At 58.1% G+C, this 26,505-nt stretch carries 24 protein-coding genes and 3 tRNA genes; 10 read left to right on the forward strand and 17 right to left on the reverse strand.

Annotated elements, in window-relative coordinates:
• Positions 1 to 63: 63 nt before the first annotated feature.
• From QVF59_RS16010 to QVF59_RS16025, 4 genes are all read right to left on the reverse strand, one after another.
• Positions 64 to 140: transfer RNA gene (locus QVF59_RS16010), tRNA-Arg, on the reverse strand.
• 5 nt (positions 141 to 145) lie between these two features.
• A tRNA-Glu gene (locus QVF59_RS16015) sits at positions 146 to 220 on the reverse strand.
• Between the two features lie 7 nt (positions 221 to 227).
• Positions 228 to 304: transfer RNA gene (locus QVF59_RS16020), tRNA-Arg, on the reverse strand.
• Positions 305 to 416: 112 nt separating this feature from the next.
• On the reverse strand, positions 417 to 560 hold the full coding sequence (locus QVF59_RS16025) for a hypothetical protein (RefSeq protein WP_159879122.1): 144 nt from the start codon (positions 558 to 560) through the stop codon (positions 417 to 419).
• On the opposite strand from QVF59_RS16025, the gene QVF59_RS16030 reads away from it, so the two are divergent.
• Positions 559 to 1,974, forward strand: coding sequence for an exonuclease domain-containing protein (locus QVF59_RS16030; RefSeq protein WP_287881251.1), 1,416 nt, complete (start codon positions 559 to 561; stop codon positions 1,972 to 1,974). The two genes, QVF59_RS16025 and QVF59_RS16030, sit on opposite strands and share 2 nt — an antisense overlap.
• Positions 1,975 to 1,977: 3 nt before the next feature.
• Here the strand turns inward: QVF59_RS16030 and QVF59_RS16035 are convergent, their stop codons facing one another.
• From QVF59_RS16035 to flhB, 6 genes are read right to left on the reverse strand one after another with little or no spacing between them, the layout of a single operon-like run.
• Complete coding sequence (locus QVF59_RS16035) at positions 1,978 to 2,727, reverse strand: flagellar motor protein (RefSeq protein WP_159879118.1); 750 nt, start codon at positions 2,725 to 2,727, stop codon at positions 1,978 to 1,980.
• A gap of 39 nt (positions 2,728 to 2,766) precedes the next feature.
• Positions 2,767 to 3,513 carry an RNA polymerase sigma factor FliA gene (locus QVF59_RS16040; RefSeq protein WP_159879116.1) on the reverse strand — a complete coding sequence of 249 codons (747 nt, stop codon included), beginning with the start codon at positions 3,511 to 3,513 and terminating at the stop codon, positions 2,767 to 2,769.
• A complete protein-coding gene (locus QVF59_RS16045; protein ID WP_287881254.1) occupies positions 3,510 to 4,391 on the reverse strand; it encodes a MinD/ParA family ATP-binding protein in 882 nt (293 codons plus the stop codon). Before QVF59_RS16045 ends, QVF59_RS16040 begins: the two co-directional genes overlap by 4 nt.
• On the reverse strand, positions 4,388 to 5,890 hold the full coding sequence (flhF, locus tag QVF59_RS16050) for a flagellar biosynthesis GTPase FlhF (RefSeq protein WP_287881256.1): 1,503 nt from the start codon (positions 5,888 to 5,890) through the stop codon (positions 4,388 to 4,390). The genes QVF59_RS16045 and flhF overlap by 4 nt, the downstream gene beginning before the upstream one ends.
• A gap of 6 nt (positions 5,891 to 5,896) precedes the next feature.
• Positions 5,897 to 7,981, reverse strand: coding sequence for a flagellar biosynthesis protein FlhA (gene flhA, locus QVF59_RS16055; protein ID WP_287881258.1), 2,085 nt, complete (start codon positions 7,979 to 7,981; stop codon positions 5,897 to 5,899).
• A 6-nt stretch (positions 7,982 to 7,987) separates the two neighbouring features.
• A complete protein-coding gene (gene flhB, locus QVF59_RS16060; RefSeq protein WP_287881259.1) occupies positions 7,988 to 9,154 on the reverse strand; it encodes a flagellar biosynthesis protein FlhB in 1,167 nt (388 codons plus the stop codon).
• A 166-nt stretch (positions 9,155 to 9,320) separates the two neighbouring features.
• On the opposite strand from flhB, the gene QVF59_RS16065 reads away from it, so the two are divergent.
• Both QVF59_RS16065 and QVF59_RS16070 read left to right on the forward strand, forming a co-directional pair.
• A complete protein-coding gene (locus QVF59_RS16065) occupies positions 9,321 to 10,115 on the forward strand; it encodes a thymidylate synthase (protein WP_287881260.1) in 795 nt (264 codons plus the stop codon).
• Positions 10,112 to 10,606, forward strand: coding sequence for a dihydrofolate reductase (locus QVF59_RS16070; RefSeq protein ID WP_287881261.1), 495 nt, complete (start codon positions 10,112 to 10,114; stop codon positions 10,604 to 10,606). The genes QVF59_RS16065 and QVF59_RS16070 overlap by 4 nt, the downstream gene beginning before the upstream one ends.
• 83 nt (positions 10,607 to 10,689) lie before the next feature.
• Here the strand turns inward: QVF59_RS16070 and QVF59_RS16075 are convergent, their stop codons facing one another.
• The 3 genes from QVF59_RS16075 to QVF59_RS16085 form a co-directional block, all read right to left on the reverse strand.
• Positions 10,690 to 11,361, reverse strand: coding sequence for a GntR family transcriptional regulator (locus tag QVF59_RS16075; protein ID WP_159879102.1), 672 nt, complete (start codon positions 11,359 to 11,361; stop codon positions 10,690 to 10,692).
• 440 nt (positions 11,362 to 11,801) lie between these two features.
• Positions 11,802 to 12,503 carry a bifunctional 2-polyprenyl-6-hydroxyphenol methylase/3-demethylubiquinol 3-O-methyltransferase UbiG gene (gene ubiG, locus QVF59_RS16080; protein ID WP_159879100.1) on the reverse strand — a complete coding sequence of 234 codons (702 nt, stop codon included), beginning with the start codon at positions 12,501 to 12,503 and terminating at the stop codon, positions 11,802 to 11,804.
• Between the two features lie 3 nt (positions 12,504 to 12,506).
• On the reverse strand, positions 12,507 to 13,826 hold the full coding sequence (locus QVF59_RS16085) for a TRZ/ATZ family hydrolase (RefSeq protein WP_287881263.1): 1,320 nt from the start codon (positions 13,824 to 13,826) through the stop codon (positions 12,507 to 12,509).
• A 276-nt stretch (positions 13,827 to 14,102) separates the two neighbouring features.
• On the opposite strand from QVF59_RS16085, the gene QVF59_RS16090 reads away from it, so the two are divergent.
• Positions 14,103 to 16,883, forward strand: coding sequence for a bifunctional diguanylate cyclase/phosphodiesterase (locus QVF59_RS16090; protein WP_287881264.1), 2,781 nt, complete (start codon positions 14,103 to 14,105; stop codon positions 16,881 to 16,883).
• Between the two features lie 74 nt (positions 16,884 to 16,957).
• Here the strand turns inward: QVF59_RS16090 and QVF59_RS16095 are convergent, their stop codons facing one another.
• The 4 genes from QVF59_RS16095 to QVF59_RS16110 form a co-directional block, all read right to left on the reverse strand.
• Positions 16,958 to 17,794 carry a hypothetical protein gene (locus QVF59_RS16095; protein ID WP_287881265.1) on the reverse strand — a complete coding sequence of 279 codons (837 nt, stop codon included), beginning with the start codon at positions 17,792 to 17,794 and terminating at the stop codon, positions 16,958 to 16,960.
• A gap of 251 nt (positions 17,795 to 18,045) precedes the next feature.
• On the reverse strand, positions 18,046 to 19,554 hold the full coding sequence (lysS, locus tag QVF59_RS16100) for a lysine--tRNA ligase (protein ID WP_287881267.1): 1,509 nt from the start codon (positions 19,552 to 19,554) through the stop codon (positions 18,046 to 18,048).
• Between the two features lie 122 nt (positions 19,555 to 19,676).
• Positions 19,677 to 20,784, reverse strand: a protein-coding gene (prfB, locus tag QVF59_RS16105) for a peptide chain release factor 2 (protein WP_131355459.1) whose coding sequence is annotated in 2 segments (ribosomal slippage) — positions 19,677 to 20,699 and positions 20,701 to 20,784 — 1,107 coding nt in all. Because the reading frame shifts where the segments join, the coding sequence is not laid out codon by codon here.
• Between the two features lie 110 nt (positions 20,785 to 20,894).
• Positions 20,895 to 21,875: a malate dehydrogenase gene (locus QVF59_RS16110; protein WP_287881270.1), complete on the reverse strand. Its 981-nt coding sequence runs from the start codon at positions 21,873 to 21,875 to the stop codon at positions 20,895 to 20,897.
• A gap of 204 nt (positions 21,876 to 22,079) precedes the next feature.
• Between QVF59_RS16110 and QVF59_RS16115 the strand changes: the two genes are divergently transcribed.
• From QVF59_RS16115 to QVF59_RS16140, 6 genes are all read left to right on the forward strand, one after another.
• Positions 22,080 to 22,814: a GntR family transcriptional regulator gene (locus QVF59_RS16115; RefSeq protein ID WP_159879058.1), complete on the forward strand. Its 735-nt coding sequence runs from the start codon at positions 22,080 to 22,082 to the stop codon at positions 22,812 to 22,814.
• A 224-nt stretch (positions 22,815 to 23,038) separates the two neighbouring features.
• Positions 23,039 to 23,413 (forward strand): succinate dehydrogenase, cytochrome b556 subunit, encoded by a 375-nt coding sequence (gene sdhC, locus QVF59_RS16120; RefSeq protein ID WP_045845607.1) that lies wholly within the window; start codon positions 23,039 to 23,041, stop codon positions 23,411 to 23,413.
• On the forward strand, positions 23,407 to 23,751 hold the full coding sequence (gene sdhD, locus QVF59_RS16125) for a succinate dehydrogenase, hydrophobic membrane anchor protein (protein WP_089085070.1): 345 nt from the start codon (positions 23,407 to 23,409) through the stop codon (positions 23,749 to 23,751). The genes sdhC and sdhD overlap by 7 nt, the downstream gene beginning before the upstream one ends.
• Positions 23,751 to 25,523, forward strand: a complete 1,773-nt coding sequence (sdhA, locus tag QVF59_RS16130) for a succinate dehydrogenase flavoprotein subunit (RefSeq protein ID WP_159879056.1) — start codon at positions 23,751 to 23,753, stop codon at positions 25,521 to 25,523. Before sdhD ends, sdhA begins: the two co-directional genes overlap by 1 nt.
• 13 nt (positions 25,524 to 25,536) lie before the next feature.
• A complete protein-coding gene (locus QVF59_RS16135) occupies positions 25,537 to 26,247 on the forward strand; it encodes a succinate dehydrogenase iron-sulfur subunit (protein ID WP_159879054.1) in 711 nt (236 codons plus the stop codon).
• On the forward strand, positions 26,244 to 26,492 hold the full coding sequence (locus QVF59_RS16140) for an FAD assembly factor SdhE (protein WP_045845611.1): 249 nt from the start codon (positions 26,244 to 26,246) through the stop codon (positions 26,490 to 26,492). The genes QVF59_RS16135 and QVF59_RS16140 overlap by 4 nt, the downstream gene beginning before the upstream one ends.
• Positions 26,493 to 26,505: the final 13 nt, after the last annotated feature.

Genomic DNA, 26,505 nt, shown 5'->3' on the forward strand with positions numbered 1-26,505 from the left:
GGAATCGAACCCCGGCTACCGCCGTGAAAGGGCGGTGTTCTAACCGCTAAACTATAGGGACTTTGGTGCACCCGGAGCGATTCGAACGCCCGACCCTTTGGTTCGTAGCCAAATACTCTATCCAACTGAGCTACGGGTGCAAAGCTGGCGTCCCCACGGGGAATCGAACCCCGGCTACCGCCGTGAAAGGGCGGTGTTCTAACCGCTAAACTATAGGGACGCTGTAGTGGTGCACCCGGAGCGATTCGAACGCCCGACCCTTTGGTTCGTAGCCAAATACTCTATCCAACTGAGCTACGGGTGCACTGTCTCAAAAAACGTTTTGTCTTTCGAGAGGGCGAACTATACAGATACGGATTTTTGGTGTCAACACTTTTGCACTATTTTTTTCGGCAGCCTAGTATACCTGCTGGGGGCTACTGTTGCAGGCGGCACAGCAATACCGGAATGGCTGCATCGGCAAAGCTGGTGGCACGGTGTAAGATGCGCGTTTGCCTGCCATGGCGCAGCTTGTCTTCCGGGCTGGCCGACCTTTGATGAATTTTCCGACGAGATTGCATGCTGTTTGATATTCCCTGGGCCATTGTCGACCTGGAAACCACCGGCGGCCATATCGGCCGCGATCGCATTACCGAAATCGGTCTCATCCTGCTGGATGGCGAGCAACTGCAGCGCTACCAGACACTGGTCAATCCCTTGCAGCCGATTCCGCCCTTCATCGAGAACATGACCGGCATCAGCAACGCTATGGTGCAGGATGCCGACCCGTTCTCCGTCATCGCCGCACAACTGCTGCCCATGCTGCAGGGGCGTTTGCTGCTGGCGCATAACGTCCGTTTTGACTATGGCTTTTTGCGCAATGAATTCCGCCGCGTCGGCTTGCGTTTGCAAAACGCTACGCTGTGTACGGTCAAGTTGTCGCGGCGTCTTTACCCCCAACACTTCAAGCACAATCTGGATAGCATCATCCAGCGCCATGGCTTGCAGTTGGCCGAGCGGCACCGGGCGATGGCCGATGCCGAAGCCTTGCAGCTATTCTTGCAGTCGGCCTGTGTCGAGCTGGGGGAAGAAGTAGTGCAGGAGGCTATCCGTCATGTGATGGCTCAACCCGAACTGCCGCCAGGAGTGGATGCCGCGCTGGTGGACGACCTGCCCGATCTACCCGGGGTGTACACCATTTGGGGTGAAGACGAACAGGCCCTGTATGTGGGCCGGGCCAGCAATGTACGTGGCAAGGTGGTGTCGCAACTGGCGCAGGATGGAAAGTATGGCAAGGAACCGGCCATCCAGCGCCCGGTCCGGCGTATCAGCTGCCAGGAAACCATTGGCGAGCTAGGGGCTGCGCTGCTGGAGCAGCAGTTGCTGCGTCAACTGAAGCCTTTTTACAATCATCGCAGCCGTCTGCTCAGCGAAGTCTGTTCCATTCAGCTGGATCACAGCCAGGGTGAGTTTGTGCTACCGGTCATCGTGCATGCCGATCAGCTGGATTTCAGCCGTACGGCAGACTTGTACGGCTTGTTCCGTAGCCCGAAGGAAGCGCGCAAGGTACTGGCCGAGATTGCCAGTGGCAACAGTTTGTGTCAGTCCGTACTGGGGGTGGAAGCAGTAACCAGTCGCAAGGGTGCGGGATGCATGGCGCTAAAGGGTGGACGTTGCCGCGGTGCTTGCGTGGGGCGGGAGCCGGCTCCTTCGCACAATATGCGGCTGATGCAGGCGCTGGCGCGTATCCGGGTGAAGGCGTGGGAATATCCCGGCCCGCTAGCAGTGGTGGAAAGTGATGAGGTGACTGGTGCGGCCATCGAGCATGTGTTTGACCGCTGGTGCTATCTGGGCTCGCGCAAGGTGGGCGAGGCTGGCTTGCAAGGCAGGCCCAGCTTTGATATCGATACCTACAAACTGTTGGATGCCTACCTGAAAAAACCGGCAGCAGGCAGCAGCCTGCGTTTGTTGCCGCCGGAAGATTTACCGTTCTGACGCTTACTCGTGCATCGCCTGGAAGCTGCGCAAGCGGCTTTCAATGATGCGCGGGTTCTCACCGTTGGCAATCGCCACCAGGCCTTCCACCACCATTTCCTTGAGGGCGATTTCAACCGCCACCAGATGCTTGAGCTTGTTGGCCACCGGCAGGAAAAACAGGTTGGCCGAGCCTACGCCATACACGGTGGCCACGAATGCCACGGCAATGCCGGCACCCAGCTTGGAGGGGTCGGACAGGTTTTCCATCACGTGAATCAGGCCCAGTACCGCACCCAGAATACCCATGGTGGGGGCATAGCCACCGGCGGATTCCCACACCCGTGCAGCTTGTTTGCGCGCATGCTCGAACATGCCGATTTCCACTTCCATCACGCCGCGCAGCACATCGGGTTCGGCACCATCCACCACCATTTGCAGGGCCTTTTTAGTGAACGGATCCTTTTGCTGGGTGACATAGCCTTCCAGTGACAGCAAGCCGCCGCGCCGCGCGGTCTGGCTCCAGTTCACCACTTCGCGGATCAGCCGTTCATTGTCCTGTGGCGGCGGCTGGAAAATCCACTTGATCATGCGCATGCCGGCAACAAACTGCTTGGGTGTGCTTTGCAGCATGACGGCGCTCATGGTGCCGCCAATCACAATCATGAAGGCAGTCAGTTGCAGCAGGGAGCCGATATTGCCCCCTTCGATGGCCTGGCCTGCAATGATGGCTGTCAGACCCATGACAATGGCGATGATGCTGATCTTGTCCACGCTTGATTCCGTTATCGTTATCCGGGCAGGCCGGTGGCTTTACAGCCATTCCTTCATCTTGGCCCTGATGCGGGCAATGGCCTGGGTGTGTAGCTGGCAAACGCGGGATTCCGACACTTCCAGTACGGCACCGATTTCCTTCAGGTTCAGTTCCTGCTCGTAATACAGCGCCATTACCAGTTGGTCGCGTTCCGGCAGGGTCTTGATGGCATCCACCAGTGCCTGGCGGAAATCGCCATCGGCCAGCACTTGTAGCGGATTGGGCGCATTGCTGTCTTCGATATTGGCAATGGCGTCGTTCAGGGTTTCGCCTTCGCCATCGGAAAAGTCTTCAAAGTGCACCAGGCTCAGGCCTTTGCAGTCGCCCAGCATGCTTTGATAGTCATCCAGTTCCACGCCCAGAGTGGCGGCGATTTCCGACTCTAGCGGCGCGCGGCCCAGCTGTTGTTCCAGCTTGTTGATGCTGTCTTCGATCTGGCGGGCCTGGCGGCGTGCTTGGCGCGGCAGCCAGTCTTCACGGCGCAGCTCGTCCAGCATGGCTCCACGTATGCGCTGGCTGGCAAAGGTTTCAAACTGCACTCCCTGCAGGGGATCGAACTGGCGGGCGGCATCGATCAGGCCGATGATGCCTACCTGGACCAGATCATCCATTTCCACCGAGGCGGGCAGACGGGCCATCAGCATGCCGGCCAGTTTTTTCACCAGCGGCAGGTGTTTCTGTACGTCGATTTCCGGTTGCGAGACTGCACCGGCATAGCCTTTGCGGCGTAGGGACGGTAATGTCATCGTCGTTTTGCTCCATCAGCCTCGGCCCAGTCGCGCGAGGTGGCGATCAGCATGTCCATGAAGCCAGTATCGTTACGTTCGGTTTCCGGGCTGTCCCATTGGGGTAGTACCGCAGCCAACTGGGCAAAGGCTGCCGCGGCTTCACTGTCGGGAAAGGCCTCCATCAGCGGGCGGCGCAGGGCCTGGCTGCGGCGCACTGCATTGTCGGCAGGAACGAAGCCGACCCAGCGCAGCGAGACACTGAGAAACTCGCTGGTGACTGCAGCCAGTCGGTTGAACAAATCGCGTGCTTCTTCCAGATGGCGCACCCGGTTGACCAGAACATTGAAGCGCTGCCGGCCAAAGCCACTGGACAGGCGCTTGATGTTGGCATAGGCAGTGGTCATGGAGTCAGCCGCCGGGCTGATCACCAGTATCAGATTGTCCGCCACGCTGGCCGGGACAGGATCGGTGGCGGTAACAGGCACGTCTATCATCAGCACGCTGCTGTCCCGTTCCAAGGCGGCAAATTCGCTGCCCAGACGCAGCCAGAGCTGGGCGGAAAACAGTGCGCGTTCTTCTGGCCGGGCATACAGGTTGATCAGCTGAATACCCTGGCGCGAGGTGGTCATCATTTCGTCCAGTCCGCCTACGCTGACCATCTGGCTTTCCAGCGTGGCGGTGGTAGGGGTGCCCAGCCTGCGTGCCTGCACCTGACCCAGGCTGCAGTCCACCACCAGCGGGCGATGGCCGGCATAAGCCAGTCCCAGCGACAGCTCGGTCACCAGGGTGCTGGCACCAGCTTTGTCCGAGCCGATGAAGGCAAAGCTGGGCGCCCTGCCGGCCTTGGCTGTCAGCCGGCGCAGACTGGCGGCCTGATCCTGTAGGGCGCTGTTCATTGCCAGCTGGCCTGTGCGGAGTTCAGGATGGACAGCTCATCACCCTGCAGGCTGAACGGCGAGCCTGGCTGTGGTGCGCGCAAGGCCCGGTCAACCAGGAAGGCTGCATTGGCTGAATGCAGGTCTTCAGGTACGCGCTGGCCATTGGTGATGTAAAACAGCTTGAGGCGGTTGCGGATGATGACATCCATGCTGGGCCCCATGCTGACGGCTTCGTCGATCTTGGACAGGATGCAGCCGGCCAGGCCATTGCCACGGTAGTGGCGCACCACGTCTTCCAGTGTGTGGCCGTCGGCATTGGCAGCCAGCAGCAGCAGGCGTTCCACCTGACGGCCAGCACCGCGGAACATTTCGATCTGGCCGGTGACGCGTGCGTCGCGCTGGCTCATGCCGACGGTGTCGATAAACACCAGATGGCGATTGGACAGGTCGGCCAGGGTCAGTTGCAGATCGCCTTCGTTCTGGATGGAGAACACCGGGATACCCAGAATCTTGCCGTAGATGCGTAACTGGTCCTGCGCACCAATCCGGTAGCTGTCGGTGGTGATCAGCGCCACATGCTGTGCACCAAAGCGCATGGTGGCATGGGCGGCCAACTTGGCCACCGTGGTGGTCTTGCCCACGCCGGTGGGGCCGACCAGCGCATACACACCACCCTTGTCCATGATGTCATGGTTGGCGTCGGCACATTTCAGGTTGTGCATCAACGCCGAACGTGCCCATTTGATGGCGATGTCGCCTTCGTACTGGGCTGGCATTTTTTCAATCAGCTGGCGGATCAGGTTGGCAGAGAAACCCATGGCCAGCAGATGCTTGAACAGCTCGATGCGGTTGGGGGTCTTGCCTTCCATGTCCGACCAGGCAAAGCTGGCCAGCTGGCTTTGCAGCAGGCTGCGCAGCAGCTTGATTTCATCACCGATCTGCTTGAGTTCCTGCGCCATGACTTCCGGCTCTTCTTCAGTCGGAGCCGGTTTGTTGCGTGGCGGCGTTGCATGGCCGTTGCTGGCTGGACCGGCTGCCACGGTCTGCATCTTGACCAGTGACTCCGGCACCATGCTGGCCGGAGCAGGGGCAGGACGTGAGGGTGGTGTCTGCGGGCTGACGTTGAAGCTGACTGGCGTACCATCTGCCAGTGATGGCTCGATGCGCTGCTGCGGGCGTGGCGGGGGGCTGTCGATGCGCGGTGGGGCCGGGCTCTCCAGCGGCTCCACCGGCATGGCATAGGTACGGGCAATGGCGCGGTTGGTCGCGCCCGCAGCCGGCGTCGGTGGCGCAACCGGACGGCTCACCGCCGGCGCATTGCGGGCCGGGTGCTTGCTGCCTGGGGTGGACAGATTGGTGGCCAGGTTGGCGACATCTGCATCCGCCACGGCCATGATCTCTACACCGCCCCCCATTGTCGGGCGATTGGACAAGATGAGGGCGTCGGCACCCAGTTCCTCGCGGACCTGTCTGAGTGCATCACGTGTGGTTTTTCCGAAGAATTTTTTTACCACCATTTGCTATCAGCCCTTGCTTCCCCCAATTACCGCAATTATACGAATGGATTTATTGTCAGGTACTTCATTATGCGAGATCACACGCAGTTGTGGGAGTGCTCTTCTCAAGAATCGTGCCAGAAGCGGCCTTAAACCCGGTGGTGTCAGCAATACCGGATTGTAACCCTGAATTTCCACCTGCTCGGCCTGTTGTGCTGCGCTCGATAGCAGGTTTTCTGCCAGACCGGGTTCCAGGCCGCCGCCAGTTTTGGAGTTGACCGCCTGCGACAGCACGTTTTCCAGTGCCGGGTCCAGCGTCATCAGCGGCAGTTCGGTTTCTCCGGGGAACAGCTGCTGCACGATCACCCGTGCCAGTGCGGTACGCACCGAGGAGGTCAGGTCGTCCACATCCTGGGTGGTGCTGATATGATCGGCCAGGGTTTCCAGGATGGTGCGGAAATCGCGGATGTGAATGCCGTCGGTCAGCAGCTGCTGCAGTACTTTTTGCAGAATGCCGATAGGCACCACCTTGGGGACCAGGTCTTCCACCAGCTTGGGTGATTCCTTGGCCTGGTGGTCTATCAGTGCCTGCACTTCTTCGCGGCCCAGTAGTTCGGCGGCGTGGGTTTGCAGCAGATTGGAAATATGGGTGGCCACCACGGTGCTGGAGTCCACCACGGTATAGCCCATCTGCTGGGCTTCTTCGCGCCGGGCAGCATCTATCCATACCGCGGGCAGGCCAAAGGCCGGATCGGTGGTGGGCGTACCCGGCATGGTGCCGTTTACCCGACCGGGGTTGATGGCCAGATACTGGCCGATATAGGCCTCGCCCTGACCGATTTCCACACCTTTGAGCAGGATGCGGTAGGCATTGGGCTTGATTTCCAGATTGTCGCGAATGTGTACGGCGGGTACCAGAAAGCCCAGTTCCTGGGCAATCTTTTTGCGAATGCCGCGAATGCGACGCAGCAGTTCGCCGTCCTGGGTGCGGTCCACCAGCGGAATCAGCCGGTAACCCACTTCCAGGCCCAGTGCGTCCACATGCTGCACGTCGTTCCAGCTGACCTCGGCCATGGGCTGGTCGGGCGGCGCGGCGGCCTGCGCCTGCTGCTGGCTGGCTTGCTCGGCTGCGGCTTTTTCCTTCTTGTCCATGGTCCAGCCCAGAAAACCCAACAGGCTGGCAATCAGCAGGAAAGAAAGGTGTGGCATGTTGGGAATCAGGCCGATCATGCCGATGACGGCTGAGGTGATATACAGCACTTGCGGTTTGGCAAACAGCTGGCCGAAAAACTGCTCCGACATGTCCTTGTCGGTACCCACGCGCGACACCACGATACCGGCCGCGGTGGAGATGATCAGCGCAGGGATTTGTGCGACCAGGCCGTCACCGATGGTAAGCAGGGTGTAGGTCTTGGCGGCGGTGCCGGCATCCAGATCGTGCTGGACCACACCCACGATCAGGCCACCGACGATATTGATCACGATGATCATGATGCCGGCCATGGCATCGCCACGCACGAATTTGGAGGCACCGTCCATGGAACCGAAGAAGTTGGCTTCCTCGGCAATGGTGGCGCGGCGCTTGCGGGCGTCATCCTCGCCGATCAGGCCGGCGTTGAGGTCGGCGTCGATTGCCATCTGCTTGCCGGGCATGGCATCCAGGGTGAAACGTGCGGACACTTCGGCAATCCGGCCGGCACCCTTGGTAATCACCACGAAGTTGATGATGGTGATGATGACGAAGACCACGATACCGATGGCAACGTTGTCGCCGATCAGGAAGTGGGCAAAGGATTCAATTACCTTGCCGGCGGCATCCGGGCCGCTATGGCCTTCCAGCAGGATCACCCGGCTGGAGGCCACGTTCAGCGATAGCCGCAGCAGGGTGGTAACCAGTAGCACAGACGGAAAGGATGAAAAATCCAGCGGCTTGCGCACATTGATGCCCACTAGCAGCACAATCACCGACACCGCAATGTTGAAGGTAAAGAACATGTCCAGCAGCACCGGCGGCAACGGCAATACCATCATCGACAGAATGAGGATGATGAGTATCGGGCCGGCCAGCTTGGTGACGTTGAACTGCTTCAACTGGGTGAGGAAATTATCCATCCGGAATTATGGTCTCGCTTTCGGGGCCGCATCTTGCTGGCGTTTGCTTTCCGGGTCAAGGTCGGCGGGGACTTCCAACTGGTCAGGGTAGACCGGTGCCAGGCCGCCATTGTACTCGTAGGCGCGCAACTGGTAGACGTAGGCCAGGATCTGCGCTGCGGCAGTATACAGCCTGGCGGGGATTTCCCGGCCCAATTCGCCATGGAAATACAGCGCCCGGGCAAAACTGGGCGAGCGCATCACAGTGACCTTGTGTTCCTTGCCGGTGGCGATGATCTTTTCCGCCAGCTTCAGTGTGCCCATGGCCACGATTTCCGGTGCCTGCATGCCTTCTTCGTACTTCAGTGCCACTGCATAGTGGGTAGGGTTGGTCACGATGACGTTGGCCTTGGGAATTTCCTGCATCATGCGCTTGCGGGCCGCCTCGCGCTGCAGCTGGCGGATACGGCCCTTGACCTCGGGCGAACCTTCCATTTCCTTGTATTCCTGCTTGATCTCTTCCTTGGTCATGCGCAGCTGCTTATGGTAGTTCCACAGCTGGAAGGGCACGTCGATCACCACCAGCATCAGCATGGCAGCGGTGACAATGAAAAAGGTGGTGATCAGCATGTCGGTCATCTTCAGGATGCCGGCTTCCAGTGGCATGGATAGCAGGCCAAGGATGTCGGTGCGCTCGCGCCAGATGATCCACACGGCCACGCCGCCAATCAGCATGCTTTTGAGAATGGCTTTCAGGCCTTCGGTAGCGGCGTTGAGAGAGAAGATGCGCTTGATGCCGCTGGCCGGGTTCAGCTTGGTCAGCTTGGGTTCCAGCGGGGCCAGGGTGAAGTTCCAGCCGCCGATCAGGATGGGCGTGGCCACGGCAACGATGGCAAGCCCCCCGAAAATGGGCAGCAACTGCCACAGCATGCCGAACATTGCTTCCTTGAAGCGGATGATGGCCGGTTCGGCTTGCTGCACGGTGTGCTGATCGAATATCAGCAGCTGTTTCATCATCACCATCATGGACGTGCCAAGCTTGCCCCCCTGTGCCATTAGCAGGGCAACTCCGGTCATGGTGACGGCGAAGGTGGACAATTCCCGCGAGCGCGGAATATTGCCATCATCCCGCGCGGTTTGCAGCCGTTTGGCTGACGCGGGTTCGGTCCGTTCGAGATCGGAATCTTCTGCCATTTAGCCCCTGTTTTCTGACGTTGTATTTTAAAGCGGATGGTAGCGTATGCCGGGGGCGGCAGGCCAGCCTCTTTTAGCTTGTGGTTATTGGTGTTGCCGGTAGGAAGGGCTGTGCTGTAGGGCAGGCTAAGGTACAATCTGCCGATTAATCTTGATGGATGGCAGCATGCAACAGTACCTCGATCTGATGCGCCATGTGCTGGAACATGGCCATGACAAGTCCGACCGCACCGGCACCGGCACCCGCTCGGTGTTCGGCTATCAGATGCGCTTTGATCTGCAGCAGGGTTTTCCGCTGATCACCACCAAGAAATGTCATCTGCGCTCCATCATTCACGAGTTGCTGTGGTTTCTCACTGGTGACACCAATATCCGTTATCTGAAGGAAAACGGGGTGTCGATCTGGGATGAATGGGCAGATGAGAACGGTGATCTGGGCCCGGTGTATGGCTATCAGTGGCGTAGCTGGCCGGCACCTGATGGCCGCCATATCGACCAGATCAGCAATGTGGTGGAGATGATCAAGCGCAATCCCGATTCGCGCCGTTTGATTGTGTCGGCCTGGAACCCGGCGCTGGTGGACGAAATGGCGCTGCCGCCTTGCCACAGTCTGTTCCAGTTCTATGTGGCGGACGGCAAGTTGTCCTGCCAGCTGTATCAGCGCTCGGCAGATATTTTCCTGGGCGTGCCGTTCAATATTGCCTCCTATGCCCTGCTCACCATGATGGTGGCACAAGTGTGCGGCCTCAAGCCTGGTGATTTCGTGCATACGCTGGGTGATGCCCACCTGTACAGCAATCACCTGGAGCAGACCCGTCTGCAACTGAGCCGCGAACCGCGCCCGCTGCCGCAGATGAAGATCAACCCGGCTGTGACCGACCTGTTTGCCTTCACCTTTGATGATTTCACACTGGAAGCTTACGACCCGCATCCGCACATCAAGGGAGCGGTGGCCGTATGAGCAAGCCTGTACTGACGCTGGTGGCGGCCAAGGCCCGCAATGGCGTGATCGGCATCAACAACACCTTGCCCTGGCATTTGCCGGAAGACCTCAAGCACTTCAAGGCGGTCACCTTGGGCAAACCGGTGCTGATGGGCCGTAAAACCTACGATTCGATCGGCCGTCCCTTGCCGGGGCGGCGCAATATCGTCATCACCCGCCAGTCAGACTGGCAGGCCGAAGGCGTGGAAGTGGCCCATTCGCTGGAGCAGGCGCTGGCCATGGCCGAGGGCGTGGCGGAAGTCTGCCTGATTGGTGGTGCCGATTTGTACCGTCAGGCGATGGCGGTAGCGGATTGTTTGCGCCTGACCGAGATTGACGCAGCCTTTGATGGCGACGCTTATTTCCCGGAGGTCAGTGCTGCCGACTGGCAGGAAGTGGCGCGTAGCAGTTTCACCAGCGACAAGGGGCTGCAGTATGCCTTTGTCGACTATCAGCGCATCGTGGGCTGAGTCTGCTTGCACATGTCCTTGCTCAGGGCGTGAGGTAAAAAAAGGCCGCAATCATTGCGGCCTTTTTTATAGGGAGTAGCAGGCTAGTGGCTGTTACCGGCCAAGGCTGCTGCCGATTGTTGTGCCAGCTTGCTGTAGTCCTGACCGAATTCCGCCACCATGATGCGCAGGCGGGTGGTGTCACGGGCAATGATGGTCTTGAGCAAGTCATTCAGGAATTGCTGGGTGCGATCCATCTGCGAGCGACCGGCGCGCAGGATGGCATACAGGCAGCGCTGGGTGAGTGGCAGCAGATCCTGCAGCGCCGCACTCATGTAGCGATTGCTGGAAAAATCGTACAGTGCCCGCAGAAATTCCACGCCGCAGTCGAAATAGGCGGGCATGTCATCCTTGCGATGGCATTCGTCCAGCGTGGACATCAGTTCGAAAAAACGGGCCAGATCGTCGTTTTTCCAGTTGCTGGCCAGATTGCACACCACCCGGTCCAGCAGCATGAACCACAGTTCGAAAAAGTCGCGCACGTCGGTGCTGGAAATGCTGGATACCATGGCACCACGCCGCGGGTAGATTTCCACCAGATGGCGGCGTTGCAGAATCAGCAGGGCTTCTCGTACCGAGCCACGGCTGACTTCCAGTTCGGCGGCAATGCGCAACTCCTGAATCCGTTCACCCGGTGCCATTTCACCCTGGATGATCTTTTTACCGAGGTATTGGGCGATTTGCTCGGTGAGCGAATCGTTGGCCTTGAACGTCATCAGTGTCTCCATTATCGAATATTATTATTTTCATATATATTGGCTGACTCGGCAATTGGAATGTGGAATTGTCTGGCAGTCAGTCTGTTGCGCATAGTGGGAGTGTAAGGAATTTACTGTTGCATTTTGTTGATGGATCTGACGGACTTCAGGGAAATTCCTTGTAATGATTTCTGATTTGGTTTTATTATTCGAACGCTTGTTTGAAAATCACTGACACGAGGAATGGGGCTTTCAAACTCGCACTGAGGCCAGCAGTGCTGCGTGTGTGTGGCAGTGTGTGTTCTCACAATCTAGCGGGTTGTTTACCGGTCCTGGACCGGGGGATGATTGGGGGCCTTCGCTGTGGCGAAGGCCTTTTTTTATTTGTGCGGCTGCTGGAAAAAGAAAACCCCTGGCCGGCATCAAGCAGGACAGGGGCAGGCTGAGGGTGGCCGTGCTTACAGGACTGCGCGGCGCGTCGCCATCAGGTAGTTGACCTGAGTGTCATCCCCCAGTGCATAAATCCGGGTGAGCGGGTTGTAGCTCATGCCGCTGACGTTGCTGATTTCCAGCCCGGCATTGCGTGCCATGCGTGACAGCTCGGACGGCTTGAGGAAGCGGGCATATTCGTGGGTGCCGCGCGGCAGCATGTTCAGCACGTACTCTGCACCGACTACCGCGAGCAGGTAGGCCTTGGCATTGCGGTTGAGGGTGGAGAAAAACACCCAGCCACCCGGCTTTACCAGACGGGCGCAGCTGCGCACCACGCTTTCCGGATCCGGCACGTGCTCCAGCATCTCCATGCAGGTCACCACATCAAAGCTGCCAGCGGCTTCCTCGGCCAGGTCTTCCACCGCAATGCAGCGGTACTCGACGTTGACACCGGATTCCAGACTGTGCAGCTGGGCCACTTTCAAGGATTTCTTGGCCAGGTCGATGCCGGTCACCTGCGCGCCGCGCTGTGCCATGCTCTCGGCCAGAATGCCGCCGCCACAGCCCACGTCCAGGACTTTCAGGTCCTTGATGCCGGCAAAGTCATCAATGTAATCCAGGCGTAGCGGGTTGATTTCATGCAGCGGCTTGAATTCGCTGTCCTTGTCCCACCACTTGTGCGCTAGCTGGCTGAATTTGTCGATTTCCAGATCGTCTACATTGCTCATTGCTTACCTCGCCAGAATACGGTTGCGCCACTCTTCGCCGCGCGTCTTGAGTGCGGTTTCATCCAAGGTGGTCAGTTGACGCTGTGTGAGCAGGGCGCGGCCCTTGACCCATACATGGCTGACCTGTTCTCGGCCCGCCGCATACACCACATGGGATACCGGATCGAATGCCGGAGCGGTTTCCAGTGCCGACAGATCGATGGCGATCAGGTCTGCCTGCTTGCCTACCTTGACCGAACCCACCTTGTCGGCAATGCCCAGTGCCTTGGCACCATTGAGCGTGGCCATGCGGATGGCGGTGGCTGCCGGCACTGCGGTCGGGTCCAGCGTGCCCACCTTGGCCAGCAGGGCGGCCAGACGGGTTTCGGCCAGCATGTCCAGCTTGTTGTTGGAGGCCGCGCCATCGGTGCCGATGCCCACGTTCACGCCTGCAGCCAGCAAGGCAGGTACCGGGGCAATGCCGGAGGCCAGCTTCATATTGGACGCCGGGTTGTGGGCAATGGAAATGCCATGACGGGCGGCGGCTTCAATTTCTGCGCTGTCCAGATGCACCATGTGCGCGGCAATCAGCCGCGGCGACAGCAGGCCCAGTTTGGCCAGACGGGCCAGCGGACGTTGCTGGTGTTCCGTCACGCTGCCGGCCACTTCGTCGGCGGTTTCGTGGATGTGGCAGTGAATCAGCATGTCTTCGCGTTCGGCCAGCTCCACCACCTGGCGGAAGGTGCTGTCGGATACGGTATAAGGCGCATGCGGAGCCAGGGTGAAGGTAATCAGCTCTTCGCCCAGGAAGGCCTTGCGTTCTTCCATGCCCTTGCTGATGTATTCATCTGCATTGCTGCCGTAATTGGTGGGGAACTCCAGAATGGAACAGCCAACAAAGGTACGCATGCCGGAGGCCACACCGGCACGGGCCATGGCAGCATGGTAGAAGTACATGTCGTTGATGGTGGTGGTGCCACCGCGAATCATTTCAGCCATGGCCAGGCTGGCACCATCGAACACGAAGTCATCACGCACATGCTTACCTTCGGCAGGCCAGATGTGGTTGTTCAGCCAGTCCATCAGTGCCTTGTCGTCAGCCAGTCCGCGCAGCAGGGTCATGGCGGAGTGACCATGCAGGTTGATCAGGCCCGGCATCAGCACGTGGTTGCCAAGGTCGATTCTTTCTGCGGCCTGCAGACTGGCGCACTGGGCGCTCGGCAGGATCTGGGCTATCCTGCCATCTTTGATGGCAATGGCATGGTTTTCCAGTACTTCGCCGTCCTGTTCAACGGTTATGATCCAGCGCGCTGAAATAAGGGTGTCATATTGCATGTGTGACATCAGAGGCAATTCCGGGTAATTCTGAATGGGGTGGATTGTAGGCTGCTGCCATGGGCATGGCAAATTGGCCTGCTGGCAGTCTCTTTCGTTGTAGAAACTGTCATTTGCATAAAAAAATCGCTTATAACTGAGTAATGTCTGCCTTATCATGCGGACAGTCCTCACTGCCCGCATTGCACAATAATTGAAGCACCGAATTTTGATAGCGGAATATTCCGCGCCATTAACGCATTTTGACCTCCAATACCGATGGCATCCCAAGAAGAAAAGAACCCAGTGACCTCAAGCCTCTCGCTCCGCGCGGTCTTCATGATCGCGGTGGTACTCGGCTTGCTCATTCCCGCCTCCATCATCAGCTATCTGAGTATCAATATTCAGCGGGACAATCTGACGGCCCAGCTGGAGACCGACGAGAAGCGCCTGCTGGACATCGTGGCGCTGGGGATGCAGGAACCGTTGTGGAACCTGAGTCGTCAAGCTGGCAGCCCGCTGATTTCTTCTGTGATGGAAGACGCGCGGGTGGTTTCCATCCGGGTGACCGATACCCAGTCCAACCAGGTTTTCCTGTCGGCACTACGTAGCGAACGTCGTGTGGGCGGCGTGTCCTTCGTGCAGAAGCCGGTGATTTACCGGGGTGAGGAAATCGGCCAGGTGACGCTGGAGTTCGACACCGAACATCTGGCCAATGCCCTGCACAATCAGGTGAAGAACATCCTGCTGATTCTGGTAGCCCAGCTGGTGCTGTCCATCTTGCTGATTATGAGCATTCTGCATTCGCGCTTTCTGCGACCGATGCATAGCCTTACCGAACAGGCTACCCAACTGGCAGAACTGAAGTTGGAGTCGCCTTTCTACTGGGCAAGGCGTGATGAAATCGGCAAGCTGGGCAAGCATCTGGAATGGACCCGCTCCGAACTCAAGCGTCTGATTGACGAATTGCGCGCCAAGACCCTGGCACTGGAGGCGGACATTGCCCGCCGCCGCGAGGTGGAAGATGCGCTGCGCCGTTCGGAAAACAAATATCGCGAATTGTTCTGGTCCAACCTGGACGGTATCGTCATCAGTTCGCTGGATGGCCAGGTGATGGATGCCAACCCGGCCTTCCTCAATCTGATGTGCTACAACCTGGACCAGCTCAAGCAGCAGAACTTCTGGTCGCTGGTGGGGCAGGAGAGCGAGGCGCTGGAGCGCTTCAATCTGGACAACAAGGTACTGCGGTTCGGTTATTGCGACGAGTTCGAAGCGGTATACATGAACCGCTTTGGCAATCATGTGCCGGTCAGCGTCAAGACCGTGGCCATGCGTGATGCCTTTGGCCGTATCAACGCGGTATGGCGCATGGTGCGCGACATTTCTGAAAAGCGCGCGGCAGAAGAGCGGGTGCAACTGGCGGCCAAGGTGTTCGAGAACACCGTGGAAGGCATCATGATTACCGACAGCGAAAAGCGCATTCGCAGCGTCAACAAGGCCTTTACCGAAATTACCGGTTACTCCCAGCAGGAAGTACTGGGACAGAAAACCAGCATCCTGTCATCCGGGCGGCATGATGAGGTGTTCTATGCCGGTATGTGGCAGGCAATCGACAATCAGGGCTCCTGGCAGGGGGAAATCTGGAACCGCCGCAAGAACGGCGAAATCTATCCGGAATGGCTGGCCATCAATGCGGTGCGTAATCCCTTGTCGGAAATCACGCACTATGTGGCCATTTTCAGCGATCTGACTGAACGCAAGGCGGCGGATGAGCGCATCCAGTTCCTGGCGCACTTTGACGTGCTCACCAGCCTGCCCAACCGCGCCCATATGCACGACCGTGTGGAGCTGGCCATTCATAATGCTTGCCGCGATAACGAGCAGATGGCCTTGCTGCTGCTGGACCTGGACCGCTTCAAGACAGTGAATGAGTCGCTGGGCCATTCCGCCGGCGACATCCTGTTGCAAGTGGCTGCCGACCGCATCAAGTCCTCCCTGGCGGCGGGCGAGACGGTGGCACGTCAGGGTGGTGACGAATTCATCATCCTGCTGCCGGCCATTTCCGACCCCAGCGAAGCCGCGCTGGCTGCCGAACGCATTCGTGAATCGTTTGGTGCCTCGATCGAGTTGCACAACCACACCATTACTATCACGCCATCCATCGGTATCAGTGTGTATCCGGATGATGGCCGCGATTTTGAAACCCTGGTGCGTAATGCCGATGCGGCGATGTATCACGCCAAGTCGTCCGGCCGTAACAGCTACAAGTTCTACACTGCCGACCTCAACGCCCGCGCCCGCGAGATTCTGGCGATTGAAAGCCAGCTGCGCTTTGCGCTGGAGCGCAATGAATTCATTCTGCATTACCAGCCGCAGGTGGCCATGGCTGATGGACGCATTACCGGTGCCGAGGCCTTGATCCGCTGGAATCACCCCTCACTGGGCATTCTGGGACCGGCGCGCTTTATCGAAGTGGCCGAGGAGCGCGGTTTCATCGTGCAGATCGGCAACTGGGTGATCCGTGAAGCTTGCCGTCAATTGGCTTTGTGGCATAGCCAGGGTCTGCCCAAAATGTCATTGGCCATCAATCTGTCTGCCTTGCAGTTCCGTCAGCAGGACCTGGCCGAGGTACTGGAAAAGGCCCTCAGCAGCCATGGCCTGTCTGCGGACATGCTGGATGTGGAAGTGACCGAAAGCGTGATCATGGAAGATGTCACCAGCACGCTACAGGCCATTGATACCATCAAGGGTATGGGGCTGCAGCTGTCGATTGATGACTTTGGTACCGGTTATTCCAGTCTTTCCTACCTCAAGCGCTTCAAGGCAGACAAGCTGAAGATTGACCGCTCCTTCGTGCGCGACATCCCGAATGATCTGGACGACTCAGCCATTGCCCGTGCCATCATCAACATGGCGAAGAACCTGAACATGCAGGTAGTGGCCGAAGGGGTGGAAACCATTGACCAATGGCGCTTCCTCAAACAGGAAGGTTGTGACTTGATCCAGGGTTATCTGCTGGCCAAACCGATGCCGCCGGAGGATTTTGCTGTTTTGCTGGCAAACGGAACGCTGTTGCCGGGAGAATAGTACGGGTTTGATAGCGTAGAGGTGGGTGACAAGAAAAACCGCAAGGAGGCAGTCCTTGCGGTTTTTTTTACGGCTTAGAATGCGTAGCCGATGCCTACGCGATAGATGCTGTTCTTGGTGGTGCTGTTCGGTTCGTAGTAGCCATAGCTATTTACACCACTGATGCCATAGGAATAGCTTTCGTGGCTATAGCTGATTTTGCCATGGAAGCGCTGACTGAAGGCATAGTCGGCACCGACCCCGTAGCGCTTGAAGGACGAGTTGCCCAGAGTCGCTTCCGTCAGGGTGTACTGATTGGTAGTCATCTTGGACTGGAAGGTGCGGCCATAGAACAGATCGGCATCCAGCACCAGCTTGCTGACCGGTGCAGTCTGCATCAAGAGACCGAAGCCGGCGTAATTGTGGCTGTAGGTTTCTTCCTGAGTTGCCGACAGGCCACGTTCCCAGCGGTGGTGTCCGATTTCGACATAGGGTGTCAGCATCGATTGCTTGAGCACACTGATGCCCTTGCCATAGCGGAAGCTGTAGTTGTAGATGTCGGCAGTGCTGCTGGAGACGAGCGAGCCATAGCCGGCATTGCTATTCAGGTATGAGCCGACATAGCCGGTATTGCCCGAGCTGTAATTGAAATCGAATTGGAAATAGTCATTGCCCAACCACAAGTCAGACATCGAGCTGGCACTCAGGCCAAAACCACCGACGTTACCGTTTTCCGTATCCAGCAGGCCCGGGGCTGCACCATGGCTGCCACCGGTTTCGGCATAGTCAACTTTGGTGTTTTGCAGATAGAGCGTGTATTGATTATTGGCTGCCAGAATATCGCTGGGGGCGGTGGAACTGCGGGCCGCAAATACAGGAGCAGACAGCAGGGCTGCAGCGCAAATAGACAAGGTAAAGTGCAGGGAACGCATACTTCACTTTCGCAAAGGGTGACTAGGTTGAATTGTTTGCATTACGTAAATTGCGTGGCAGCCCTGTTTTGGTAATCAGGATTCATCTGGCAACTGCCATGTAACTTCATGTCAATGCGCTTGGCATTTTATGGTATCTGATATATGCAGCTCAATTGCTATTGCTGCATATTTTATGAAGTCAGGCAAAAAAATGGCCTTGTCTTGCGACAAGGCCATTGATTATTGATAAGGCAAGTTTATAGACAGGCTTATTCCGGACGCATCTGCGGGAATAGGATGACGTCGCGGATGGACGGGGCATCGGTCAGCAGCATTACCAGACGGTCGATGCCGATACCGCAACCACCGGTCGGTGGCAGGCCGTATTCCATGGCGCGGATATAGTCGGCGTCATAGTGCATGGCTTCGTCGTCACCGGCGTCCTTCTGGGCCACCTGGGACATGAAGCGGGCGGCCTGGTCTTCCGGGTCGTTCAACTCGGAGTAACCGTTGGCGTGCTCGCGGCCCACGATGAACAGTTCGAAGCGTTCGGTGATGGACGGATCAGCATCGGAACCACGGGCCAGCGGGGAAACTTCCACCGGGTAGTCGATGATGAAGGTCGGATTCCACAGCAGGCCTTCCGCACATTCTTCAAACAGCGCCAGTTGCAGGCTACCCAGGCCCGGTGCCGGCGGCAGCTTGCCACCCAGACGCTTGATTTCGCTGGCCACCCAGGTGGCGTCAGCCAGTTGTTCGTCGGTGTACTGCGGGTTGTAGTGCTTGATGGCACCCACAATGGTAAAGCGGTCGAACGGTTTGCCCAGTTCCACTTCCTTGCCGTTGTAGCTGATGGTGGTACTGCCGCAGACGGTTTCGGCACAGCGACGGATGATGTTTTCGGTCATCTCCATCATGCGCTGGTAGTCGCTGTAGGCTTCGTAAAACTCGATCATGGTGAACTCGGGGTTGTGGCGTGTGCTCATCCCCTCGTTACGGAAGTTGCGGTTGATCTCGAACACACGTTCCAGACCGCCCACCACCAGACGCTTCAGGTACAGTTCCGGCGCAATGCGCAGGTAGAGCGGCATGTCCAGCGCGTTGTGGTGAGTAACGAACGGTTTGGCCGTGGCGCCGCCCGGGATGGGGTGCATCATCGGGGTTTCCACTTCCAGATAGCCTTCACCTACCATGACGTCGCGGATCTTCTGCACGATCTGCGAGCGCTTGATGAAGGTGGTGCGGCTTTCTTCGCTCATGATCAGGTCGGCGTAGCGCTGACGGTACTTTTGTTCCTGATCGGTCATGCCGTGGAATTTTTCCGGCAGCGGACGGATGTTCTTGGACAGCAGGCGCACTTCGCTGGCCTGAACCGTCAGTTCGCCGGTCTTGGTCTTGAACAGCACACCGCGGATGGCGATGATGTCGCCCAGGTCAAAGTGCTTGAACTCGGCATGGGCTTCTTCACCGACACCGTCATTGGCGATGTAAGCCTGAATGCGACCGCTGCCATCCTGCAGGGTGGCAAAGCTGGCCTTGCCCATGACGCGCTTGAGCATCATGCGGCCGGCAACGGCAACCTCGATCTTCTCGGCTTCCAGAGCTTCCTTGTCTTTACCCGCGTGTTTTTCCTGAAGATCCTTGGCAAAGTGGCTGCGTTTGAAATCGTTGGGGAAAGCGACGCGTTTTTCGCGGATGCTCTTCAGCTTCTGGCGGCGTTCCGCCATGATCTGGTTTTCGTCCTGACTCAGGGATGATGCTTGTTCACGTTCAGACATGATGACTCCGTTGACTACTGCGGTAAGGGCAGGGGGCCATTCCCCCGCCAGGCCTCATCGGCCAACAATTAAGGTTTTACGCTGCTGTAATGCAGGCCGGCAGTGCGTGCCGGCCCGGACGTTTACACGCCCTGTTTCAGACTGGCTTCGATAAAGCCGTCCAGGTCGCCATCCATGACGCCCTTGATATTGCCCACTTCATGGCTGGTACGCAGGTCCTTGATGCGGGACTGGTCGAACACGTAGGAGCGGATCTGGTGACCCCAGCCCACATCGGTCTTGGTGTCTTCCAGGGCCTGCTTGGCCTCGTTGCGCTTTTTCAGCTCCAGCTCGTACAGCTTGGCACGCAGCATCTGCATGGCTTCATCGCGGTTGCGGTGCTGCGAGCGGTCGTTCTGGCACTGCACCACGGTGTTGGTGGGCAAGTGGGTGATACGTACGGCAGAGTCGGTCTTGTTGATGTGCTGACCACCGGCACCAGAGGCGCGGTAGGTGTCGATACGCAAATCAGCCGGGTTGATGTCGATTTCGAAGCTGTCGTCCACTTCCGGGTACACGAATACCGAGGAGAACGAGGTGTGGCGACGGGCATTGGAGTCGAACGGTGACACGCGCACCAGGCGGTGTACGCCCACTTCGGTACGCAGCAGGCCGTAGGCGTACTCGCCTTCGATCTTCAGCGTGGCGCTGCTGATGCCGGCGACTTCGCCTTCGGATACTTCCAGCACGTCAACCTTGAAGCCCTTGCGTTCGGCATAGCGGGTGTACATGCGCAACAGCATGCCGGCCCAGTCCTGCGCCTCGGTGCCACCGGCACCAGCCTGGATGTCCAGGAAGCAGTTGTTCGGGTCCATCGGGTCGTGGAACATGCGACGGAATTCCATCTTGGCCACTTTGGCTTCGACTTCTTCCATGTCGGACTGCACGGCGAGAATGGTTTCGTCATCCTCTTCGCTCTTGCCCATTTCCAGCAGTTCACGGCCATCGGCAATGCTGGCATTGATGCTGTCCAGCACCAGTACCACGTCTTCCAGTTGCTTGCGTTCGCGGCCCAGTTCCTGGGCGCGCTTGGGGTCGTTCCAGATATCAGGGTCTTCGGTGAGGCGGCTTACTTCTTCCAGACGGTCTTTTTTACCGTCGTAGTCAAAGATACCCCCGAATATCGGCGGCGCGCTCGGCCAGGTTTTCAATCGTGGCCGCGATCTGGTTCAGGACTTCGACTTCAATCATGCTCTTGCTCCAGTGGCAGTCTGTATTAGTAAATTCAAATGTACTTGCTAGTATTGATCAAACACAAAAAGCGCACCAGTTGGTGCGCTTTTCGCTGATCTGGCTAGTGCTTAGCCAAACAGGTGAGCGACAGCTGCGCGCTCTTCTTCCAGCTCGGCCAGGGTGAAGTTCATGCGTTCGCGGCTGAACTCGTCCACTTCCAAGCCTTCGACGATCTTGTATTCGCCATTTTCGCATACAACCGGGAAGCCGTACATCACGCCTTCCGGAATGCCGTAGGAACCGTCAGACGGAATGCCCATGGTCACCCACTTGCCGTTGCTACCCAGCACCCAGTCGTGGATGTGGTCGATGGCGGCATTGGCAGCGGAAGCTGCAGAGGACAGGCCACGTGCTTCGATGATGGCGGCACCGCGCTTGCCAACGGTCGGCAGGAATACGTCACGGTTCCAGGCTTCGTCGTTGATCATGGCTTTTACCGATTGGCCATCGATGGTGGCGAAGCGGTAGTCGGCGTACATGGTGGGGGAATGATTGCCCCATACAGCCAGGTCCTTGATGGCGGAAACCGGCTTGCCAGTCTTGGCAGCGATTTGCGACAGGGCGCGGTTGTGGTCCAGACGCAACATGGCGGTGAAATTTTTCGGGTTCAGGTCCGGAGCGCTCTTCATGGCGATCCAGGCATTGGTGTTGGCCGGGTTGCCAACCACCAGAACGCGTACATTGCGGTCAGCGTGGTCGTTCAGTGCCTTGCCCTGAACGGTGAAGATGGCGCCGTTGGCTTCCAGCAGGTCCTTGCGTTCCATGCCTTTGCTACGCGGACGAGCGCCCACCAGCAGGGCTACTTGAGCGTCCTTGAAAGCGACGTTCGGATCGTCGGTGGCAACCATGCCGGCCAGCAGCGGGAAGGCACAGTCTTCCAGTTCCATCATCACGCCTTTAACGGCGGTCTGGGCTTGCGGCAGGTCGAGCAGTTGCAGGATGACCGGCTGGTCTTTGCCCAGCATTTCACCACTGGCGATACGGAACAGCAGGCTGTAGCCAATCTGACCAGCAGCGCCGGTAACGGCAACGCGAACGGGAGCTTTCATCGGTGGACTCTCCTTTAGATATCCGAGACTGTCTCAAATTGCAGATGTTGCTCTGCACTATAAGTGTGAAGCGAGTGTATCACGGAGTGTAGACCATGTGGGGCTGGAATCCCCATCAGAAATTCTGATATGCTGGCTTTACTCTTATGTCTTATATAAGACATGTCTTTACGCTTGATTTGTTTGATGATACAAAGCCACTACATGATTGCAAATGCCCCACGTCGACAGCCGCTGTATGTGCAGATCAAGCAGTTTTTACTGCGCCGTATCGCCGAAGGCGAGTGGTTGGAGCATGATGCCTTGCCCAGTGAGTGGGACTTGGCTGATGAGATGTCCGTCAGCCAGGGAACAGTCCGCAAGGCGCTCACCGAACTGGTTGCCGACGGTTTGCTGTATCGGCAGCAGGGCAAGGGTACTTTTGTTGCCCCGGTGCTCAGCGATTGGGGTAATGCGCTGTTGCAGTCGCCCGGCGTGTTTGACGAGGTGCCGGACAGGTTGAGCTGCGAGTTTCTGGCCATCTCGCGCATGAACGCCAGTGACGACATGGCCGTGGCCTTGCAGTTGCGCCGGCATGCGCCGATGTTCCGGGTGCGCCAGTTGTGGCGCGGGCAGGGCAGGCCGGTGGCGCTGGATGAGGCTTATCTGCCTGCCGAGCGTTTTGATGGCATGGAGGCACGCTGGTTTCGCTCCGGCATGGGCGTGTATGCCACCTTGCAACAGCGCTTCGGCGTGCGGGTGGTTGAGAGTCGTGAGCAGTACCGCGCCGTGATGTTGCCGCGTGAGGACGCCAACTTGCTTGGCTTGTCCGGGGCGGCGCTGGAGGAGCCGGTGTTGAGCTTGCTTCGCCTGTCTGTTTCCTCAGTTGGCGAGCGGGTGGAGTGGCGGCAGCGCTATTGCCTGAGTCGGGATCTGGCGTTGCTGCAAAAGGGCTGCTGATGTCGCCTGCCGACATGCAAATGTCGCTTGTCAGGCAAAAAACGGGCAGCAGCCGGGTGATTTTTGCTAGAATTTCCAGATCATATTGCCCTGCAGCATCGGGCAGCATGATGTTAAGTATTGAGGGGGACCACCCGGTTTCTACAAGGGCGGACCTTTCAGGCGGGCTTCCAGACAGGGGCCCGGAGATAACCACTTGGTTCAAATACATCCAAGGAAGCCATATGCAGAAGCAACGACCGAAGCACCTGGATCTGGCCACGATCAGACTGCCCATCCCGGGCATCGTCTCGATCTTGCACCGGGTCAGTGGTGTGGCGCTCTTCTTTTCCCTCCCGCTGTTGATCTACCTCCTACATGGTTCGCTCAGTTCAGCAGAGTCCTTTGAAACCTACCGTGCCGTAGTCGCGCACCCGCTGATGAAGATCATCCTCATCGGCTTGCTGTGGGCCTACATGCATCACTTCTGTGCCGGTATCCGTTTCCTGTTCCTGGATATCCATAAGGGTCTGGAACTGCAAACCGCTCGCGCTACCGCCAAGACTGTGGTGGTGGTGAGCCTGGCTCTGACGCTGATTCTGGGGGTAGCACTATGGTAAACCGCTCTGTCATTGGCGCTCACTACGGTTTGCGCGACTGGGTCATGCAGCGCGTGACGGCCACCATCATGGTGATCTATACCGTAGCACTGGCACTGTTCCTGCTGACCATGCCGTCCAGCTATGCAGGCTGGAAAGACTTCTTCGCACAAACCTGGGTGCAGGTACTGACCCAGACCACACTGCTGGCAGTATTCCTGCACGTATGGGTGGGGATTCGCGATGTGTGGATGGACTACATCAAGCCGACCGGCCTGCGCCTGGCGCTGCACTCCTTCACCATCGTGTGGCTGGTGTCCTGTTTCATCTATTCCGTTAAAGTTGTCTGGGGGCTGTAATGGGCGTACCTGTTCGTCATTTTGATGCAGTAATCGTTGGCGCAGGTGGTGCCGGCATGCGTGCCGCCCTGCAACTGTCCGAAGCTGGTCTGAAGACTGCCGTCCTGTCCAAGGTATTCCCCACCCGCTCGCACACTGTTGCCGCGCAAGGTGGTGTGTCCGCCTCCCTGGGTAACTCCGAGGAAGATCACTGGACCTGGCATATGTACGACACCGTAAAGGGTTCGGACTGGCTGGGCGACCAGGATGCCATCGAATTCATGTGCCGCGAGGCACCGAAGGTGGTGACCGAGCTGGAACACTACGGCATGCCGTTCGACCGTAACGCTGATGGCACCATCTACCAGCGTCCGTTCGGTGGTCACATGTCCAACTTCGGTGAAAAGCCGGTGCGTCGCGCCTGTGCTGCCGCCGACCGTACCGGTCATGCCATGCTGCACGCGCTGTACCAGCGCAATGTCCGTGCCAATACCCACTTCTTTGTGGAATGGATGGCACTGGACCTGATTCGCGATGCCGACGGCAATGTGCAAGGCGTGATCGCCATGGAAATGGAAACCTCGGAAATCGTGGTATTCCAGGCCAAGGCCACCCTGTTTGCCACTGGCGGTGCCGGTCGTATTTATGCTTCTTCCACCAATGCCTTCATCAACACCGGTGATGGCCTGGGCATGGCCGCACGTGCCGGCATCCCGCTGGAAGACATGGAGTTCTGGCAATTCCACCCCACCGGCGTAGCCGGTGCCGGGGTACTGATTACCGAAGGTGTACGTGGCGAAGGCGGCATTCTGCGCAACAGCGCAGGTGAACGCTTCATGGAACGCTATGCGCCGAATGCCAAGGATCTGGCTTCGCGTGACGTGGTATCCCGTGCCATGGTGACCGAAATCAACGAAGGCCGTGGTTGCGGCCCGAACAAGGATCACGTGCTGCTGGACATCACTCACCTCGACCCCGAAGTGATCATGTCCAAGCTGCCGGGCATCCGTGAAATCTCCATCAAGTTTGCCGGTGTTGACCCGATCAAGGCCCCGATCCCGGTGGTGCCGACCTGTCACTACCAGATGGGTGGCATTCCCACCAACTACCACGGCGAAGTCGTGGTGGAAGGCAAACCGGTACACGGCTTCTACGCTGCCGGCGAATGTGCTTGTGCTTCGGTGCACGGTGCCAACCGCCTGGGTACCAACTCCCTGCTCGACCTGCTGGTATTCGGCAAGAGCTCGGCCAACTCGATGATCGACTTCATCAAGACCCAGCCGCTGGAACTGCCGGAACTATCGACTGCCGACGTAGAGCGTTCGGTAGCGCGCGTGGAACGTCTGAACAAGCAGACCAATGGCGTGGCCGTGAACGATGCCCGTTCCGCAATGCAGCGCACCATGCAGGCTCACTGCGGCGTGTTCCGCTTCAAGGACATGCTGGCTGAGGGTGTTGAGAAGATTCTGGAAGTGGAAAAGATGGTCCAAAAGACCGAAATTTCCGACAAGTCCAGTGTGTTCAACATGGCTCGCATCGAAGCTCTGGAACTGGAAAACCTGATCGAAGTGGCCAAGGCCACCATGATCTCGGCCAATGCCCGTACCGAATCGCGTGGCGCTCACGTGCGTGACGATGCACCGGATACCGCGGAAACCCCGAATGGTCGTGACGATGCCAACTGGCTGAAACACACCTTGTGGAGCCGTGAAGGCAACCAGCTGAAGTACAAGCCGGTTAACCTGCAACCGCTGACTGTCGACACCATCGCGCTGAAGACACGTTCCTACTAAGGGCTTGAACAAGATGACTACTGAAACCGTCAAATTCCGCATCTACCGTTACGATCCGGACAAGGATGCCAAGCCCTACATGCAGGACATCAGCGTCGATCTGGACTCCACCGACCGCAAGTTGCTGGATGCGCTGACCAAGCTGAAGGTGAAGGACGACACCATCACCTTCCGTCGCTCCTGCCGTGAGGGTGTATGTGGCTCCGATGCCATGAACATCAACGGCAAGAACGGTCTGGCCTGTCTGACCGATTTCCGCGATCTGAAACAGCCGATTGAGCTGCGTCCGCTGCCGGGTTTGCCGGTGGTGCGTGACCTGATCGTGGACATGACCCAGTTCTTCAAGCAATACCACTCGATCAAGCCGTACGTGATCAACGACACGCCGCCGCCGGAACGCGAGCGCCTGCAAAGCCCGGAAGACCGCGAAGAGCTGAACGGCCTGTACGAGTGCATTCTGTGCGCCTGCTGTTCTACCAGCTGCCCGTCGTTCTGGTGGAACCCGGACAAGTTCGTTGGTCCGGCCGGTCTGCTTGCAGCCTACCGCTTCATCGCGGACACGCGTGACACCGCTATCAACGAGCGTCTGGACAATCTGGAAGATCCGTACCGTCTGTTCCGTTGCCACACCATCATGAACTGTGTCGATGTTTGCCCCAAGGGCCTGAACCCCACCAAGGCAATCGGCAAGATCAAAGACCTGATGGTCAAGCGTGCAGTATGACCGCCTACGATCCGATTGAACTCAAGCGGATCCGTTGGCGGTCCCGCCGGGGCTTGCTGGAGCTGGATCTGGTGCTGGAGCGGTTTTTTGCCCAGCGCTTCGATTCACTCTCCCCGGCGGAGATCGACGCCTACAAGCGTATTCTCGATTTGCCCGACACCGACTTCCTGGATGTGGTGAACGGCAAGGCTGACCTGGACGATCCGGAAGAAGCCGCCATCATCGAGATCCTGCGCTCGGTTTGAGTTGCAGGTTGCA

It is taken from the genome of Aquitalea sp. (assembly GCF_030150775.1).
Classification (GTDB): domain Bacteria; phylum Pseudomonadota; class Gammaproteobacteria; order Burkholderiales; family Chromobacteriaceae; genus Aquitalea; species Aquitalea denitrificans.

Coding starts and splice junctions, on each gene's coding strand:
- QVF59_RS16030 (WP_287881251.1), top strand. CDS start 559: ATGCTGTTTGATATTCCCTGGGCCATTGTCGACCTGGAAACCACCGGC.
- QVF59_RS16025 (WP_159879122.1), bottom strand. CDS start 560: ATGCAATCTCGTCGGAAAATTCATCAAAGGTCGGCCAGCCCGGAAGAC.
- QVF59_RS16040 (WP_159879116.1), bottom strand. CDS start 3,513: ATGACATTACCGTCCCTACGCCGCAAAGGCTATGCCGGTGCAGTCTCG.
- QVF59_RS16045 (WP_287881254.1), bottom strand. CDS start 4,391: ATGAACAGCGCCCTACAGGATCAGGCCGCCAGTCTGCGCCGGCTGACA.
- flhF (WP_287881256.1), bottom strand. CDS start 5,890: ATGGTGGTAAAAAAATTCTTCGGAAAAACCACACGTGATGCACTCAGA.
- flhA (WP_287881258.1), bottom strand. CDS start 7,981: ATGGATAATTTCCTCACCCAGTTGAAGCAGTTCAACGTCACCAAGCTG.
- flhB (WP_287881259.1), bottom strand. CDS start 9,154: ATGGCAGAAGATTCCGATCTCGAACGGACCGAACCCGCGTCAGCCAAA.
- QVF59_RS16065 (WP_287881260.1), top strand. CDS start 9,321: ATGCAACAGTACCTCGATCTGATGCGCCATGTGCTGGAACATGGCCAT.
- QVF59_RS16070 (WP_287881261.1), top strand. CDS start 10,112: ATGAGCAAGCCTGTACTGACGCTGGTGGCGGCCAAGGCCCGCAATGGC.
- QVF59_RS16075 (WP_159879102.1), bottom strand. CDS start 11,361: ATGACGTTCAAGGCCAACGATTCGCTCACCGAGCAAATCGCCCAATAC.
- ubiG (WP_159879100.1), bottom strand. CDS start 12,503: ATGAGCAATGTAGACGATCTGGAAATCGACAAATTCAGCCAGCTAGCG.
- QVF59_RS16085 (WP_287881263.1), bottom strand. CDS start 13,826: ATGTCACACATGCAATATGACACCCTTATTTCAGCGCGCTGGATCATA.
- QVF59_RS16095 (WP_287881265.1), bottom strand. CDS start 17,794: ATGCGTTCCCTGCACTTTACCTTGTCTATTTGCGCTGCAGCCCTGCTG.
- lysS (WP_287881267.1), bottom strand. CDS start 19,554: ATGTCTGAACGTGAACAAGCATCATCCCTGAGTCAGGACGAAAACCAG.
- QVF59_RS16110 (WP_287881270.1), bottom strand. CDS start 21,875: ATGAAAGCTCCCGTTCGCGTTGCCGTTACCGGCGCTGCTGGTCAGATT.
- QVF59_RS16115 (WP_159879058.1), top strand. CDS start 22,080: ATGATTGCAAATGCCCCACGTCGACAGCCGCTGTATGTGCAGATCAAG.
- sdhC (WP_045845607.1), top strand. CDS start 23,039: ATGCAGAAGCAACGACCGAAGCACCTGGATCTGGCCACGATCAGACTG.
- sdhD (WP_089085070.1), top strand. CDS start 23,407: ATGGTAAACCGCTCTGTCATTGGCGCTCACTACGGTTTGCGCGACTGG.
- sdhA (WP_159879056.1), top strand. CDS start 23,751: ATGGGCGTACCTGTTCGTCATTTTGATGCAGTAATCGTTGGCGCAGGT.
- QVF59_RS16135 (WP_159879054.1), top strand. CDS start 25,537: ATGACTACTGAAACCGTCAAATTCCGCATCTACCGTTACGATCCGGAC.
- QVF59_RS16140 (WP_045845611.1), top strand. CDS start 26,244: ATGACCGCCTACGATCCGATTGAACTCAAGCGGATCCGTTGGCGGTCC.